Source organism: Streptomyces sp. NPDC003035 (assembly GCF_042888285.1).
Taxonomy (GTDB): Bacteria; Actinomycetota; Actinomycetes; order Streptomycetales; family Streptomycetaceae; genus Streptomyces.
The window spans coordinates 127,115-142,371 of record NZ_JBIAPJ010000001.1; the positions used below are offsets into that span (position 1 = coordinate 127,115).

At 72.6% G+C, this 15,257-nt stretch carries 12 protein-coding genes; 7 read left to right on the top strand and 5 right to left on the bottom strand.

The window, feature by feature from the left end; all coding sequences use genetic code 11:
* Positions 1-273: 273 nt before the first annotated feature.
* From ACFYV5_RS00530 to ACFYV5_RS00540, 3 genes are all read left to right on the top strand, one after another.
* The gene (locus tag ACFYV5_RS00530; RefSeq protein ID WP_389162607.1) at positions 274-2,913 is read left to right on the top strand and encodes a YfhO family protein; all 2,640 of its coding nucleotides are present in this window, start codon (positions 274-276) and stop codon (positions 2,911-2,913) included.
* Between the two features lie 127 nt (positions 2,914-3,040).
* On the top strand, positions 3,041-4,006 hold the full coding sequence (locus tag ACFYV5_RS00535) for a glycosyltransferase family 2 protein (protein ID WP_389162609.1): 966 nt from the start codon (positions 3,041-3,043) through the stop codon (positions 4,004-4,006).
* 3 nt (positions 4,007-4,009) lie between these two features.
* Entirely contained in the window at positions 4,010-5,344 is a 1,335-nt protein-coding gene (locus ACFYV5_RS00540) for a polysialyltransferase family glycosyltransferase (protein ID WP_389162611.1), read from the top strand.
* 433 nt (positions 5,345-5,777) lie between these two features.
* Here ACFYV5_RS00540 and ACFYV5_RS00545 read toward each other — a convergent pair whose 3' ends face one another.
* Complete coding sequence (locus ACFYV5_RS00545) at positions 5,778-6,560, bottom strand: VOC family protein (RefSeq protein ID WP_389162614.1); 783 nt, start codon at positions 6,558-6,560, stop codon at positions 5,778-5,780.
* 341 nt (positions 6,561-6,901) lie between these two features.
* Between ACFYV5_RS00545 and ACFYV5_RS00550 the strand changes: the two genes are divergently transcribed.
* Positions 6,902-7,783 carry a sulfurtransferase gene (locus ACFYV5_RS00550; protein ID WP_389162617.1) on the top strand — a complete coding sequence of 294 codons (882 nt, stop codon included), beginning with the start codon at positions 6,902-6,904 and terminating at the stop codon, positions 7,781-7,783.
* Between the two features lie 63 nt (positions 7,784-7,846).
* On the opposite strand, the gene sepH is transcribed toward ACFYV5_RS00550, so the two are convergent.
* Entirely contained in the window at positions 7,847-8,914 is a 1,068-nt protein-coding gene (sepH, locus tag ACFYV5_RS00555; RefSeq protein ID WP_355106200.1) for a septation protein SepH, read from the bottom strand.
* A gap of 420 nt (positions 8,915-9,334) precedes the next feature.
* On the opposite strand from sepH, the gene ACFYV5_RS00560 reads away from it, so the two are divergent.
* Positions 9,335-10,153: a hypothetical protein gene (locus ACFYV5_RS00560; RefSeq protein ID WP_389162621.1), complete on the top strand. Its 819-nt coding sequence runs from the start codon at positions 9,335-9,337 to the stop codon at positions 10,151-10,153.
* 3 nt (positions 10,154-10,156) lie between these two features.
* Here ACFYV5_RS00560 and ACFYV5_RS00565 read toward each other — a convergent pair whose 3' ends face one another.
* Complete coding sequence (locus ACFYV5_RS00565) at positions 10,157-11,506, bottom strand: D-arabinono-1,4-lactone oxidase (protein WP_389162624.1); 1,350 nt, start codon at positions 11,504-11,506, stop codon at positions 10,157-10,159.
* Complete coding sequence (locus ACFYV5_RS00570) at positions 11,436-12,707, bottom strand: MFS transporter (protein ID WP_389162626.1); 1,272 nt, start codon at positions 12,705-12,707, stop codon at positions 11,436-11,438. Before ACFYV5_RS00570 ends, ACFYV5_RS00565 begins: the two co-directional genes overlap by 71 nt.
* Positions 12,708-12,885: 178 nt before the next feature.
* Here ACFYV5_RS00570 and ACFYV5_RS00575 point away from each other — a divergent pair, with 178 nt between their 5' ends.
* Both ACFYV5_RS00575 and ACFYV5_RS00580 read left to right on the top strand, forming a co-directional pair.
* Entirely contained in the window at positions 12,886-14,013 is a 1,128-nt protein-coding gene (locus ACFYV5_RS00575; protein WP_389162629.1) for a ferrochelatase, read from the top strand.
* Between the two features lie 61 nt (positions 14,014-14,074).
* Positions 14,075-14,899 carry an inositol monophosphatase family protein gene (locus ACFYV5_RS00580; protein WP_389162632.1) on the top strand — a complete coding sequence of 275 codons (825 nt, stop codon included), beginning with the start codon at positions 14,075-14,077 and terminating at the stop codon, positions 14,897-14,899.
* A 76-nt stretch (positions 14,900-14,975) separates the two neighbouring features.
* On the opposite strand, the gene ACFYV5_RS00585 is transcribed toward ACFYV5_RS00580, so the two are convergent.
* Entirely contained in the window at positions 14,976-15,149 is a 174-nt protein-coding gene (locus tag ACFYV5_RS00585) for a hypothetical protein (RefSeq protein WP_355106212.1), read from the bottom strand.
* Positions 15,150-15,257 lie beyond the last annotated feature (108 nt).

The following is a 15,257-nucleotide window of genomic DNA, read 5'->3' on the forward strand; positions in this document are numbered from 1 at the left end:
CAGGGGGATCTTGCGTGCTTCCACAATAATTGCAGACGCGGGATAAGTGCAACAGGTGGCTAGTGGCGCGCGATGGCTAGTGGTCGCCAGGGGGCCTACGGCACCTCGTGTTCACCTGGGGTGCGCCCGGAGATCCACTGGTGATCGGATGCGGGACGCCGGGCTCGGCGGTAATGGGCCTCGCCCATCCGCGCGCCGCACGACACCGCCGTACGAACACCGCCGCACGACACCGCCGTACGAACACCGCCGCACGAACACCCCGGAGGACCTGTGCCCCCTGCAGCCGAGACCGTGCAGGCCGAGGGCGTGCGGCCCCCCGCGGCGAACGGCGGTGACGCCGGCCGGGGCCCGGCCCGTCCGGCGCGGCTGATCTCCCGCGCCCGGTACAGCATCCGTGCACGGGCTGCCGCCGGAGCCGCCCTCCTGACCTGCCTCGTCTTCTGCCTCGGCGGCGTGCTCGCCGGCACCCATCCCTTCGGGCCCACGACCCGTAACACCGTCGACCTCGGCCAGCAGTACCTGCCGTACCACGCCTACTGGCGCAAGCTCCTGCTCGGCGAGGCGGACGGCGACCTGTTCCTGAACTGGAGCACGGGCTTCGGGTCGAACTTCCTCGGCGACTACGGCACGTACCTGAGCAGCCCCTTCGACCTGCTGGTCGTGCTCTTCCCGGCGGACCGGATCGAAGTCGCCCTCTACCTCGTCACCGCGGCCAAGATCACCGCCGCCGGTGCGGCGATGGCCGTGCTGCTCCTGAGGCTGCGCCGCGGCCCCTGGCCGGTGGCCGCCGTGCTGGGAGCGGCGTACGCGCTGTGCGGCTGGACCCTGAACTACGCGGCCACCGTTCCGATGTGGCTCGACGGGCTGCTGGCCTTCCCGCTCCTGTGCCTCGTGGGGGAGTGGGCCGTGGCCGGGCGCCGCCCGGTCCTCGGCCCGCTGGTCGTGGCCCTGGCCTGGTTCGCCAACTTCTACACCGCCTACATGGCGACCGTCGGCGCTGCCGTGGTCCTGGCGGTCCGGCTGTTCACGGCCGACGACACGGGCCGCCGACGCCTGGCCGGGCTGGTGCGCGCCGCCCGGACCGTCCTCGTCGGGGTCGCCCTCGCGGCCCCCCTCGTCCTGGTGATCTTCCTGGGCACCCGGGTCGCCGACCCGACCCCCGAGGTGACGTTCACCGCCGTCGCCTGGTCGGAGGTGTTCGCCCGGGTGCTGCCGGCCACGGCGAGCGTCGCGAGCCCCGCCCTCTTCATCGGCACCCCGGCGCTCGTCCTGGCGCTGACCCTGCCCTTCAACCGCACCGTGGCCCCCCGGGTCCGTATCGCCTGGACGGCCGCGATCTGCCTGGTCGCGCTGTCCATGCAGTGGGAGCCCACCCATCTGCTCTGGCACGCGGGCGCCTCGCCCAACGGCATCCCGTACCGTCAGACCTTCGTGCTCTGCGGCCTGTTGCTGATCGCCGCCTGGCTCTCCACCGCCCGGGGGCTGCCCGGGCCGGCCGCACTGCTCGGCGCCCTGGCGCTCCTCGCCGCGATGGCCTTCGCCGCCCGGGACAGCGCCGTCGTCGACCGCTGGACCTACCCCGCCTTCGCCGCCGCCCTGATCCTCGCCGCGCTCGCCGCCGCGGCCGTTCTGCTCGCCCGCCGGTCCGCCGTCGGGACCCGGACCCGGACCCGGGCGCTGCCCGCCCTGGCCGTCGTGCTCCTCGTCCTGGCCCAGGCCGGCGAGGCCGCCCTCACCGGCGGCAGGATCGAGGAGAAGCAGCTGAGCCAGGTCTCGTGGGCTCCGCGGGTCGGGCCGTGGCAGGACGACATGTCCCGGGCCACCGCCCGCGCGGACGCCTGGCCACGGCACCGTACGGACCCGGGCGAGGTGCCGGGCGGCAACGACCCCCTGCTCGTCGGGGGGCAGGGCGCGGACTATTACTCGAGCCTCACGTCGGAGGTCTACTCCCGTACGCTCTCCGCCCTCGGCTTCGGCTTCTACGCCAAGGGCCGCCATCCGGTCAGCCTGGACAATCCGGTGACGGACGCGATCTTCTCGATCGGCACCCGGATGCGTTCCACGCCCTCGGCGCCCGTCCGGCAGGACGTGCTGCCCGAGGCGGTGATCACCACCACCCACACCGCCGTGCCGCCCCTGGTGACCGTCCGCCCGGACGTCCGGTTGCCCGCGCGCGGGACCAGGTTCGGTGACTCCGCCTTCGCCAACCAGGAGTTGCTGCTCGGCTCGACGGTCTACGAGGTGCCGGCCGACCTCCGGCGTACGGACGGTCCGGCGAACACCGTCACGCTGGCGGCTTCCTGCCCCGCGAACACCCACGTCTGGTTCTGGGCCCCCGAATACCAGGGCACCGCGGCCCTGGACGGAGAGACGCCCGTCTCCTTCGTCGGCAGACTGCCGGCCGTGCGCGGTCCGATGCGGCCGCTCGGCACCGTCCCGGCCTCCGGCTCGGTGCGGATCGAACTGCGCGGGGACCGGTCGGCCCCGAAACTGCCCCGGCAACCGGTCGGCTGCCTCGTCCAGGAGCGACTGGACGCCGTCGTACGGCAGTTGACGGCGACCGGAGCCACCACCGTGCGGGTCTCCGGACACAGCCTCACCGCCGAACTCCCGGCCGGCAGCACGGGAACCGCCGTCGTCGCCGTGCCGCGGATCTCCGGCTGGAGCTGCGCGGCGGGCGACGCGCCCCCGGCCCCCGCCAGGCGGTACCTCGGCCTGCTGGCCGTCCCGCTCGACGGCGAGGCGACCTCGATCAGGTGTGCGTTCCGGCCCCCGGGTCTGCGCCTCGGCGGTGCGATCGCCGGTGTCGCGGTCCTCGTCCTGCTGGCGACCGGATTCCGGAACCGGTTTCTCCGCAGGACGAGAAGAGTTCACCCGGAGTGCACATCTGGCTCGTCCAGCGGGAATTGACGAGGGATACGCTGCACGCCTGGCCGGCGTTTGTCCGTGTGTACGTCATGACTCGATCACCCCGTCATGAACGCGATCGCCCGCGTGATCGACTGATTGCCTGTTTGTTTGAATGTTGGGATTCCGTGTGCCGAAATTGTCCGTCATCGTGCCGTTCCACAATGTCGGGATCTATGCGCCCGACACCATGCGCAGCCTCGCGAACAACGCGGACCCGGACTTCGAGTTCCTGCTGATCGACGACTGCTCCACGGACGAGACGCCGTACGTCCTGGACCGCTGGCAGAGCCGCGTTCCGAACGCCACCGTGATCCGCCACGAGACGAATCTCGGCGTGGCGCAGGCGCGCAACACCGGCCTGGACGCGGCGACCGGGGACTACGTCACCTTCCTCGACGGCGACGACTGGTACGCCCCCGGCCACCTGAGCGCCATGGTCCGCGGCATCGAGGCGCTGGGCTGCGACTTCGCCCGTACCGACCATGTGCAGTCGACCGGCACCGCGCGCAGCATCCGCTACGCGCCCGCCCCACAGCGCGACACCGTGATGAATCCGCGCGACGGAATCGCACCCGCCGGCATGGTGACGATGGTGGACTACCCCTTCGTCCCCTTCGGTATCTACAGCGGACGCCTTTTCGAGAACGGCGCCTCACGCTTCGAGACGGTATTGCGCACCGCCGAGGACCGGCTCTGGATCTGGCGCCTCCATCTGAAAGCCACGACCTACGCGGCTCTCAGCCTGCACGGAGTCTTCTACCGGCGCGGTGTCACCACGTCGCTCACCCAGATCACCGACAACCGCCAATTGGACTTCATTCCGTCGTACGACCTCCTTCTCGAAGAAGTGTCGAAGGACGCCGAGGCCGATCGCTTTCTGCCGAAGGCGGTCCGCACCTACTGCGCCATGATCGCCTTCCACATGGGCAAGGCCGACCAGTACGAGCCGGCCGTGACCAAGCGGCTCCGGCAGAACGTGACCGACGCCCTGCGCCGGATGCCGCAGCAGGTGCTCGACGAGACCCTGGCCACGATGGACAGCACCCGCGGCACGCTGCTCCGGAGCCTGCACGCCACCGGAAGGACCGCCTGACCCATGACCGCGCAACCACGCATCCAGATCTTCCAGGTGTCGACGCTGTACGGCGCGGCCACGCTGGCGGCGGCGCTCGACTCGGGCCGGTTCGGCGCCCGCGAGGACGCCCGGCGAATCCTGCTCGTCTCCCACAACGCCGAGATCCCGGAGACGGCGCTGCGGCTCGACGCGATGACCGGCTATGACCGGATCGTCGCCCGGTTCGACGAGACGATCGACTGGAACGAGGCCATCCACCCGCACCACCCCAGCTCGTGGGCCCCCCGCCCCGAGGAGGTGCCGCTGTGGCAGCGGGTCTTCCGCACGGCGTGGGGCCTTGCCGACGCCCCGGTCGAGCTGATCGTCGAGTCCATCCAGGTCAACCCCGCCAAGGCCCTCGCCGCCCTCTTCGCCGAGAGCTCCGTCCAGCTGTACGCCGACGGCCTCATGAGCTACGGGCCGACGCGCGGCGAGCTGCCGCAGTCGATCGCCTGCCGCGTCCGGCGGCTGCTCCACCTCGACCTGGTGCCGGGGCTGCGACCGCTGCTGCTGGCCGAGTACGGCGTCGAGCCCGAGCTGGTGCCCGACACGGCCTTCCGCGCGGTGCTCGCGGAGATCGCCGAGGCGGCGGAGGGCGACCCGCAGGTGACGGCGGCGGTCGTGGCCGAGCCCACCGCGCTCCTCCTCGGCCAGTACCTCGCGGCCCTCGGCATCCTCACCGCCGACGAGGAGGAGGAGCTGCACATCCGGATGCTCCGCGGAGCCGCCGCGGCCGGACACACGTCGGTCGTCTTCAAGCCGCACCCGACCGCGCCCGCCCGCTACTCCACGGCCCTGCACGAGGCGGCCGAGGAGTCCGGCGTACGTCTCACCGTCCTGGACGGTCCGTTGCTCGCCGAGACCTTCTACGAGCGCTGCCGCCCACGCCTCGTCGTCGGCTGTTTCTCGACCGCGATGCTCACCGCGTCCGTCTACTACGGCGTCCCGATCGCCCGGGTGGGCACTGACACGGTCCTGGAACGGCTCAAGCCGTACGAGAACAGCAACCGTGTGCCGCTGACCGTCGTGGACCACATCGTTCCGGACCTGGAGTCGGGCGAGGGCCCCGCCGTCCCCGGCGCCGCGCCGGAGACGCTGACGCCGCTCGTGCGCGCTGTGGGCCACTGCATGCAGCCGCGACTCCACCCTCTCCTGCGCGACGAGACGGCCGCGTACCTCACGGCGCGTCAGGGCGACGACGACACGGCGCGGTACTTCCAGCGGGAACGGCTGACCGAACTCGAACTTCCCGGCGGCGACGGGCGACGGGCCGGCTCCAGGCTCCGCCGGAGCCTGGCCCGCGGCGGGCGGAGCTGACCCCGGGCGGAGTCTGGCCCGCGGCGGCAGGAACTGCCCCCGGGGCGGAGCCGGCCCGCGGGTGCGGGGCTGGCCCCGGGTGCGGGGTTGCCTGCGAGCCGGACGTGCTCCTGGGCCGGAGCTGTTCCCGGGGCGGAAGCGTCCGCAGTGCGGGGCTGCCCGCGGGTGCGGGGTTGCCTGCGGGCCGGACGTGCTCCTGGGCCGGAGCTGTTCCCGGGGCGGAAGCGTCCGCAGTGCGGGGCTGCCCGCGGGTGCGGGGTTGCCTGCGGGCCGGACGTGCTCCTGGGCCGGAGCTGATCCCGGGGCGGAAGCGTCCGCAGTGCGGGGCTGCCCCGGGCCGGGCCTGCCTCCGGGCCGGACGTGCCCCCGGGCCGGAGCCGTACCCAGGGGCCCCAGGGCGCCGGGAGGCCGAAGGCCCCCGGCTCCGTGCCTCTCAGGCGGCGGCCGACGCCGTCGAGTGGACGATGGTGAAGACCGCGCCCTCCGGGTCCGAGACCAGGGCGTGTCGGCCTCTCGTGGCCTCCCCGGGCGGCCGCAGGACCTGGCCGCCCAGCTCGGCGACCAGGTGGGCGGCCGCGTCCGTGTCGGCGACCTCGAAGGACGTCATCCAGTGCGCACCCCGGTCGCGCGCCAGCGCCGTACCGACGCCGTGCAGGGACGCGACCGGGCGCCCCGCCACATGGAGGGTCATACGGTCGAAGTCGGCGGAGTCGACCGGCTCGGCCTCGAACCCGAACACCGTCCGGTAGAACTTGCCGACCGCCGAGGTCTCGTACGTCAGCAGTTCGTTCCAGACCGGCGTCCCGGGCGGTCCCGCGGCCGCGATGCCGTGGTGCAGCTCCGCCTGCCAGACCCCGAAGACCGCGCCGGTCGGGTCCGAGCAGATCGCCATCCGTCCGGCCTCCGCGGCGTCGATCGGGCCGACGGCGACCGTTCCCCCGCAGCTGCGGATGGCCTCCGCGGTCTCGTGGGCGTCGTCCGTGGCCAGATAGGGCGTCCAGGCGACCGGCAGATGCCGGTCGGGCGGCAGCTGGCCGATACCCGCCACTTCCTTGCCGTCGAGCAGCGCGCGGACGTACGGGCCGAGCTGCTGCGGCCCGGGAACGAACTCCCAGCCGAACAGCGCGCGGTAGAACTCCTGCGTCGCGTCAAGCCCGTGCACCATCAAACTCACCCAACAGGGTGTACCGGGTGTGCGCCGAGTCGCCTCGGTCATCGTCACTCTCCTCGGACCATCGTCGTGGCCGTACGGGGGGACAAGCCGTGCGCACAGGGCGCGTACGGGCGGTGGGGGCCGGGCCCACGGGGTCCGCAGCGGATTACTGCCCGCCGTTCGGCTGTCGTACGCGCGGCTGCGCCGCGCGCTCCGTGCAGATGCTTGCACCACCGGGCGCGCCGCACGCCAGGGCCGCGCCGTGCTTTGGCGCGATCCCACACGAGGATGCCTGGATTTCCGGTCCGCTTTCCCGCCGTCCTCTGCCGTCGTGCGGCGCCGTCCGCCGGCGCCGGAGTCACGGCGTGGCACGGGGCGGCGCGTCCTGCGCGAGGATGGCCCCCATGAAGCCCATCATCACCGCGAGCGAACTCGCGAGCGAGTCGGCCGGGGGCAGGCCCCCGGTACTGCTGGACGTCCGCTGGCAGCTCGGCGGCCCGCCCGGGCGGCCGGCGTACGAGGCCGGGCACATCCCCGGCGCGGTCTACGTGGACCTGGACACGGAACTGGCCGGTCCGCCCGGCACCGGCGGCCGCCATCCGCTGCCGGACGTGGCGGCGTTCGGAGCGGTGATGCGCCGCGCGGGCGTCTCGGCCGACACGCCGGTCGTCGTCTACGACGACTGGCTCGGCTGGGGCGCGGCCCGCGCCTGGTGGCTGCTGCGCTGGACGGGTCACGCGGACGTACGGGTCCTGGACGGCGGGCTCGCGGCGTGGACGGCGGAGGGCCACGGGCTGTCGAAGGAGACCCCGAGCCCGGAGCCGGGCGACTTCGCGCCGCGGCCGGGCGCCGTCGGCCTCCTCGACGCCGACGGGGCCGCGGCCCTGGCCCGCTCCGGCCTGCTCCTCGACGCGAGGGCGGCGGAGCGCTACCGGGGCGACGTGGAGCCGATCGACCCGGTCGGCGGCCACATTCCGGGCGCGGTGTCGGCCCCGACGACGGAGAACGTGGACGAGGCTGGCCGCTTCCTGCCCGCGCAGGCCCTTGCGGCGCGCTTCTCGAAGCTCGGCGCGGACGCCGACGCGGACGCGCACACGGACGCGGCCTCGCCCGAAGCCGTAGGCGCTATGGGTGCCGTAGGTGTCTACTGCGGCTCGGGCGTCTCGGGTGCGCACGAGGTGCTGGCCCTGGCGATCGCGGGCATCCCGGCCGCCCTCTACGCCGGTTCCTGGTCGGAGTGGTCCAACGACCCCACCCGGCCGGTGGCCACAGGCCCGAATCCGTAGAACCCGCGTACGGAGAAAGGGGCCCGCGCCGACCCGGCGCGAGCCCCTCTTTCCGTACGGACGTCAGTCCTGCTTCTTCCTTCGCGTGCCGAAGACGATCTCGTCCCAGCTCGGGACCGCCGCGCGGCGGCCCGGGCGGACGCCGTCCGCCTCGGCCTGGCGGTCCGTGGTGCCCGTCAGGCGGTCGCGGTGGCCCGAGACCGCACGGGGCATCAGGACGTCGGCGTACGCCGAACCCGCCCCCGCCGAGGCCGCCGGAGCCGGGGGCTCCTCCGCCTCGGGCTCGTCGGAGGGCTCGGACGAAGGCGGCTCGGAGTTGCGGTCCGGGACCACCATGTCGCCACGGAAGCTCGGCACCGCCTCCAGCAGGCTGGTCAGCGAGTCCCGTTCCTCCTCCGGCTCCGGGGACGGCACGGGCGCGCGCTCCAGCTGGCGGTCCAGAGCGCGGTCCAGCGGCCTGTCGCGCGGCAGTCGGGCGATGCGCGGCACGAACGGGAAGCTGGGCTCCGGCGCGGCGGCGATCGTGTCGTCCGTCTCGCCGATCAGCGCGCGCGCCTCGTCGTCCACGGCCTGGACGAGCCGCCTGGGCGGGTCGTACGTCCAACTCGCCGTGTGGACCTCGCCGGCCACCCGGTAGACGAGCAGCACCTCCCAGGTGCCGTCGTCACGGCGCCAGGAGTCCCACTGCACGGTGTCCTTCTCGGCGCCGCGCAGCAGCAGTCGCTCCTGCACCGCCTCGCCGAGCTGCGGTCCGGTGTTCTCCCCGGGCCTGCGGACAGGGGTCTTGCGGGCCCGCTCCGCCATGAACGCCCGCTCCGCGAGCACGGGGCCCTCGAAGCGCCGTACGCGGTCGACGGGGATGCCGGCGAGCTGGGCGACCTCCTCCGCGGAGGCACCGGCACGTATCCGCGCCTGGATGTCGCGGGGGCGGAGGTGGCTCTCCACCTCGATCTCGATCTGACCGAGCCGTGCGCGGTCGTTGCGCACGGCGGCGCGCAGCCGCTCGTCGATCGGAAGCGTGTACTCCGTGCTGTCAGCAGCCTTCAGCACCAGTCGTGTGCCGTCGTTGGAGACGGCCACGACACGCAGTTCGGGCATGGGGACCTCCCGGGTGGTGCCTGCCGACGTCACGTGCGTCGCTGCTTCCGCTAGTCGAGTGTGGCCTGCCCGGGTGCAGCCTGCCACAACCTTGCCGAGTTGCCCGGCGTGTCGGGCATGGACCCTGGAACGCCGTTATGGCACGGTTACCTGTCTGCGACGCAGAGTGACAGGCCGTCACTCTGTGCATCGGGCGACCGTGCGGTGCCGCGGCGCCGCCGGTTCGAGCGCCACGTTCGGCCCCCTCCCGTTGGACCCCGAGCACCCTCGCGGGAGCCCGGACCCAGGGCTCGACACAGTACTCCATTCGGGCCACCTGGGTGGACCGGCACGCCGCTCAACTTCTCCGGAGGTACGGGAGTTGAGTCTCCGCGATCTCCGTCCGCACGTGTCGCTCTTCACAGAACCGGCAGAAACGGAACTTTTCACTTCGCCCATTTGTCCCTTGTGGGTATGGAGCAGGAGCAGAACGGTGAGAAGAAGAAGCGGCTCGACCTGAGCGTCGCTCAGGTCTCGGGCAGCGCGGTCGCCGCGGTCGTCGCCGCCAAACTCGCCTCCACCCTCGGCGTGTACGGAACGATCCTCGGCGCCGGTGTGATCAGTGTCATCGCGACCTGCGGCGGCTCGGTCTTCCAGCACCTCTTCAGGCGCACGGGAGAACAGATACGGGACGTCGCCGTCCCCACCGAGCCGTCGAAGGCGGCGGCCCGGCAGCCGACGGCCGACCGTACGCGGCTGCCCGCGACCGTCGGCGGGCCCGCGGCACCCTCGTACGACGAGGAGTTCGGCCGGGAGTTCGGCGAGGCCACCACGCACGGCACGCGTGTCCGGGGCTGGAAGCGTTCCGGCATCGCCGCCGCGTTCGTCTTCCTCGTCGCGATGGGAGGCATCACCACCTACGAACTGATAGCCGATCAGGACTTCAGCGGCACCCAGGGGACGACGACCTTCGGCTCGGTCGCCCGCGGCGGCGACAGCGGCGGCAAGGCCGAACCCTCCACCCAGCCGTCGACCGGCCCGACGCCCTCCCAGCAGCCGCGGAGCGAGCAGGACGGGACCGGCAGCGGGACGGGCGCGCCGTCCCCGGGGACCGGGGCGAGCACCCCCGACCGCACCCCGACACCCTCACGCTCGGCCGGGGACGACCCGACGCCCGCCCCCACCCCGACGCCCACACCCTCCGGCGCGACGCCGACCGTGCCCGCGCCCCCGACGGGGACCCCGTCCACCGGCACCGGGCCCGGTGGCCAGGAGACCCCGCCGGCCGAGTGACCGTCAGTCGCCCAGGACCCGGCGCAGATAGTCGTTGGCGAAGAGCCGTTCCGGGTCGAGACGGTCGCGCAGCGCCGTGAACTCGGCGAAGCGCGGGTAGACCTCGGAGAAGTACGCGGCGCCCTGGGTGTGCACCTTGCCCCAGTGCGGCCGGCCGCCGTGCGCGGTCATGATGCGCTCCACCGCGGTGAAGTACCCGCGATAAGGCGTCCCCTTGTAGAGATGCACGGCGATGTACGCCGTCTCCCGGCCGGAGGCCGTCGAGAGCGCGATGTCGTCGGCAGGGGCCGTCCGCACCTCCACCGGGAAGCTCACCTTCAGCGGCGAGCGCTCCAGCATCGCCTTCACCTCGCGCAACGCCGCGACGGCCGCCTCGCGCGGCAGGGCGTACTCCATCTCCAGGAAGCGCACCCGGCGCGGGGAGGTGAACACCTTGTACGGGATGTCGGTGTACGTACGGGCCGACAGCGCGCGGCTGGAGACCTTGGCGATCGACGGGATGACGGGCGGGATCGCGCGGCCCAGCGAACAGGCGAGCTGGAAGAGCCCGTTGGAGAGCAGCTCGTCCTCGATCCAGCCGCCGACCCGTCCGGGCGGCGCGGCGGGGCCGGCGCTGCGGTTGTTGCGCTTGGTGTTGCAGTTGTCGGTGTGCGGGAACCAGTAGAACTCGAAGTGCTCGTTCTCCGCGTGCAGCGCGTCGAACTCCGAGGTGACCCGGTCGAAGCTCATCGGCTCCTCGCGCGCGGTGAGCAGGAAGACGGGCTCCACGGCGAACGTGATCGCCGTGACCACGCCGAGCGCGCCGAGGCCGATCCGCGCGGCCGCGAAGACCTCGGGGTTCTCCTTCTCGGAACAGGTCATCAACCGGCCGTCGGCGGTGACCAGCTCCAGCTCCCGGATCTGCGCGGCGATCGAGGCCGAGTCACGGCCCGTGCCGTGGGTGCCCGTGGACGTGGCCCCCGCGACCGTCTGCTCCATGATGTCGCCCATGTTCGTGAGCGACAGGCCCTCCCGGGCCAGCGCCACGTTGAGCCGCTTGAGCGGAGTGCCGGACTCCACCGTGACCGTCATCGCCTCGCGGTCGATGCGCCTGATGCCCGTCAGCAGATCCGGCCGGACCAGCACGCCGTCCGTGGCGGCGATCGAGGTGAAGGAGTGGCCGGTGCCGACCGTCTTCACCCGCAGCCCGTCCGCGGCCGCCTTCCTGACCGCGTCGGCCAGCTCCTCGGCCGACGCGGGACTCACCTCCCGTACGGGGCGGGAGGTGACGTTCCCCGCCCAGTTACGCCACGGGCTGTTCGCCGTCCTTGCGCTTGTCGGTCGCTGTGACCGCCCTGTTGTCGGCCCGCTCACGCTGCCCCTCCCCAGTCGGCACCGGCCTGCGCAGCCGGCGGTACCCCAGGAGACCCACCAGGACCGCGAGCGCGCCCGAGACGACGGGCACCACGTACGCCGCTTCCGCGCCCGAGGCGTCGACCATCCAGCCGGCGGCCGAGGAGCCGAGCGCCAGACCGATCGCCAGCCCGGTCCCTGTCCAGGTCATGCCCTCGGTCAGCTTGGTGCGGGGTACGTGCGCTTCGACGAGGGCCATGGTGGTCACCATCGTCGGTGCGATGGACAGGCCCGCGACAAAGAGCGCCACGGCCAGCAACGGCAAGTTCCCGGCCAGTAGGAGGGGGATCATACTCACGGCCATCGTGCAGACGCCCAGAAGCCACCTGCGCGACGGCTCGCCCTTGAGATGGAGCAGGCCGAACACGGCACCGGCCAGGCAGGAGCCCAGCGCGTAGACCGCGAGCACCAGGCTGGCGGCGGCCTTGCTGCCCTGCTCCTCCGCGAAGGCCACCGTCACCACGTCGACCGAGCCGAAGATCGCTCCGGTGGCGACGAAGGCGAGGGCCAGGACCTGCAGGCCGGGGGAGCGGAGCGCGGAACCACCGGAGTGCCCGTCGCTCGGGTGCGGCTCGGGCTCGGTGGCGCGCAGCGAGGTCAGCCAGAAGACGCCGATGGCGAGGAAGACGGCGGCGAACAGCGGACCGGCCTCGGGGAACCAGATGGTGGACAGACCGATGGAAATGATCGGGCCGAAGATGAAGCACACCTCGTCGACGATCGACTCCCAGGAGTACGCGGTGTGCAGCCGGCGCGCCTCCCCGCGGTAGATGTCCGCCCAGCGGGCCCGGGTCATGGCGCCGAGGCTCGGCACGCAGCCGATCACCGCGGTGAAGACGAACAACGTCCAGTCGGGGGCGCGCTGCTGGACGCAGAGCAGCAGCCCGGCGGCGGCGACCAGCGAGACGAGGGTCACCGGCCGCAGCACACGGCGCTGGCCGTAGCGGTCGACCAGCCGGGAGACCTGCGGACCCAGCACGGCCGCGGACAACGCCATGGTCGCGGAGAGCGCGCCCGCGAGTCCGTACCGCCCCGTCACCTGGGAGATCATGGTGACGATGCCGATCCCCATCATGGACAGCGGCATCCGGCCGATGAAACCGGCGACCGAGAACGATCTGGTGCCGGGCGCCGCGAAGATCGCGCGGTAGGGACTGGGCAAAGGGATCTCCGGGCGTCTGCTCAACACGTGTAATTAACAGCTAAAGCCTACGGCTTTGAACTGGATGCCGCAGCAGCATTTTCGGCCGGGCCGCGCCTTCGGCCGTCGGCAGGGGCCTCCCCGCCGCGGGCAGGGGCCTCCCCGCCGCGGGCAGGGGAAGGGTGGGAAGATCGGTGCCATGTCCGATCAGCGCGATCCCGCACCGTACGACGCTCTTCTGCTGCTCTCCTTCGGCGGCCCCGAGGGCCCGGACGACGTCGTCCCCTTCCTGGAGAACGTCACCCGCGGCCGAGGCATCCCCAAGGAGCGGCTGAAGGAAGTGGGGCAGCACTACTTCCTCTTCGGTGGCGTCAGCCCGATCAACGACCAGAACCGCGCGCTGCTCGACACGCTGCGCGAGGACTTCGCGCGGGCGGGCCTCGACCTGCCGGTCTACTGGGGAAACCGGAACTGGGCGCCGTATCTCACCGACACCCTGCGGGAGATGGTCACCGACGGCAGGCGTCACATCGCCGTCCTCACCACCAGCGCCTACGCCTCGTACTCCGGCTGTCGGCAGTACCGCGAGAACCTCGCCGACGCGCTCGCGGAGCTGGAGGCGGAAGGGCTCCCGCTGCCCCGGGTGGACAAGCTCCGGCACTACTTCAACCACCCCGGCTTCGTCGAGCCCATGGTCGAGGGCGTGCTCGCCTCGCTGGCCGACCTCGACGAGTCCGTCCGGGCCGGCGCGCATCTCGCCTTCACGACCCACTCGATCCCCGACTCGGCGGCGGACTCCTCCGGTCCGGTCGGCGAGCACGGCGAGGGCGGCGCCTATGTGAAGCAGCACCTCGACGTGGCCCGGGTGATCGTCGACGAGATCCGCGAGCGCACCGGGGTCGAGCACCCGTGGAAGCTCGTCTACCAGTCCCGCAGCGGTGCCCCGCACATCCCCTGGCTGGAGCCGGACATCTGCGACCACCTGGAGGAGCTGCACGGCGCCGGCGTCCCGGCCGCCGTGATGGTCCCGATCGGCTTCGTCTCGGACCACATGGAGGTGCTGTACGACCTCGACACCGAGGCCACGGCCAAGGCGGCCGAGCTGGGCCTTCCCGTCCGGCGCTCGGCGACCGTCGGTGCCGACCCCCGGTTCGCGGCGGCCGTACGGGACCTCGTCCTGGAGCGCGCGGCGAGCGAGCGCGGCCTCCGGGTCGAGCGCTGCGCCCTCGGCGCCCTCGGGGCCTCGCACGACCTCTGCCCGATCGGCTGCTGCCCGGCGAGGGCGGAGCGGCCCGCGGCGGCCGGAGCCGACAGCCCGTACGCGTGATCCCCGCGCGTGATCCGTACGTCTGATCCGTACGCCTGATCCGTACGCACAAGGAGCGCCTGTGACCGAGCCCGTGAACCCCACGCCGACCGATCCCCTGCTCGCCGAACTGCTCGACCTCGCCCTGGAGGCCGCACGCCGGGCGGGCGCACTGCTCCGCGACGGCCGGCCCGACGACCTGGTGGTGGCGAAGACCAAATCCAGCCCGATCGACGTCGTCACCGAGATGGACATCGCCGCCGAGAAGTTGATCACCGGCTTCCTCGCCGAACACCGGCCCGACGACGGCCTCCTCGGTGAGGAGGGCGCCGCCACCCCCGGCACCAGCGGGGTCCGCTGGGTGATCGACCCGCTCGACGGCACCGTGAACTATCTGTACGGGCTGCCCACCTGGGCCGTCTCCATCGCCGCCGAGCGCGACGGCGAGACCGTCGTCGGCGTCGTCGAGGCCCCGCTGCGGAACGAGACGTACCGGGCCGTGCTCGGCGGCGGCGCGTACCTCGGGGAGCGCCGCCTGGCCACCCGCCCCGCGCCCCCGCTGGAGCAGGCGCTGGTCTCCACCGGCTTCGCCTACGTGCAGACTCGGCGCGCCCGCCAGGCCGACCTCGCGCAGCGGATGATTCCGCGCCTTCGCGACATCCGCCGCGGCGGATCGGCCGCCATCGACCTCTGCGACGTCGCCGCCGGCCGTCTCGACGGCTACTACGAGCGCGGTCTCGCCCCCTGGGACCTCGCCGCCGGTGACCTCATCGCCCGTGAGGCGGGCGCCCTGACGGGTGGACGGCCCGGTGAGCGCCCGTCGGGCGAGCTGGCGATCACGGCCTCCCCGGGCGTCTTCGAGCCGCTCCAGGAGCTTCTGGAGGAGTTCGGGGCCTGGCACGACTGACCCGGTCCGGCGGCAGCCCGCGCGCATGCGAAGGGCCCCGGTGTCGACGACACCGGGGCCCTTCGCACGTCAGGGGTCAGGCGCTGGCGACGCCGACCTCCACGCCGTGTTCGGCGGCCAGGCGGTGCAGGTCCTCGAGCTCGGCCTGCTCGACCTCCGCGAGGAAGTCGTCGCCCGTCTCGCGTGCCCGTGTGAGGTCGGTCTGCGCAGTCCTTATGCGCTGCAGCAGTCCTGCGGTGAAAGCGTCCATGGTGCGCCCCCTCGTCATGGGTCGGTGGCACGGGGGTGTGCCGAGGGTGGGGTGGATCACACGCTGCGACCTCTGGGGACAGAGCGGTCGGTGGCGCGCCACATACAG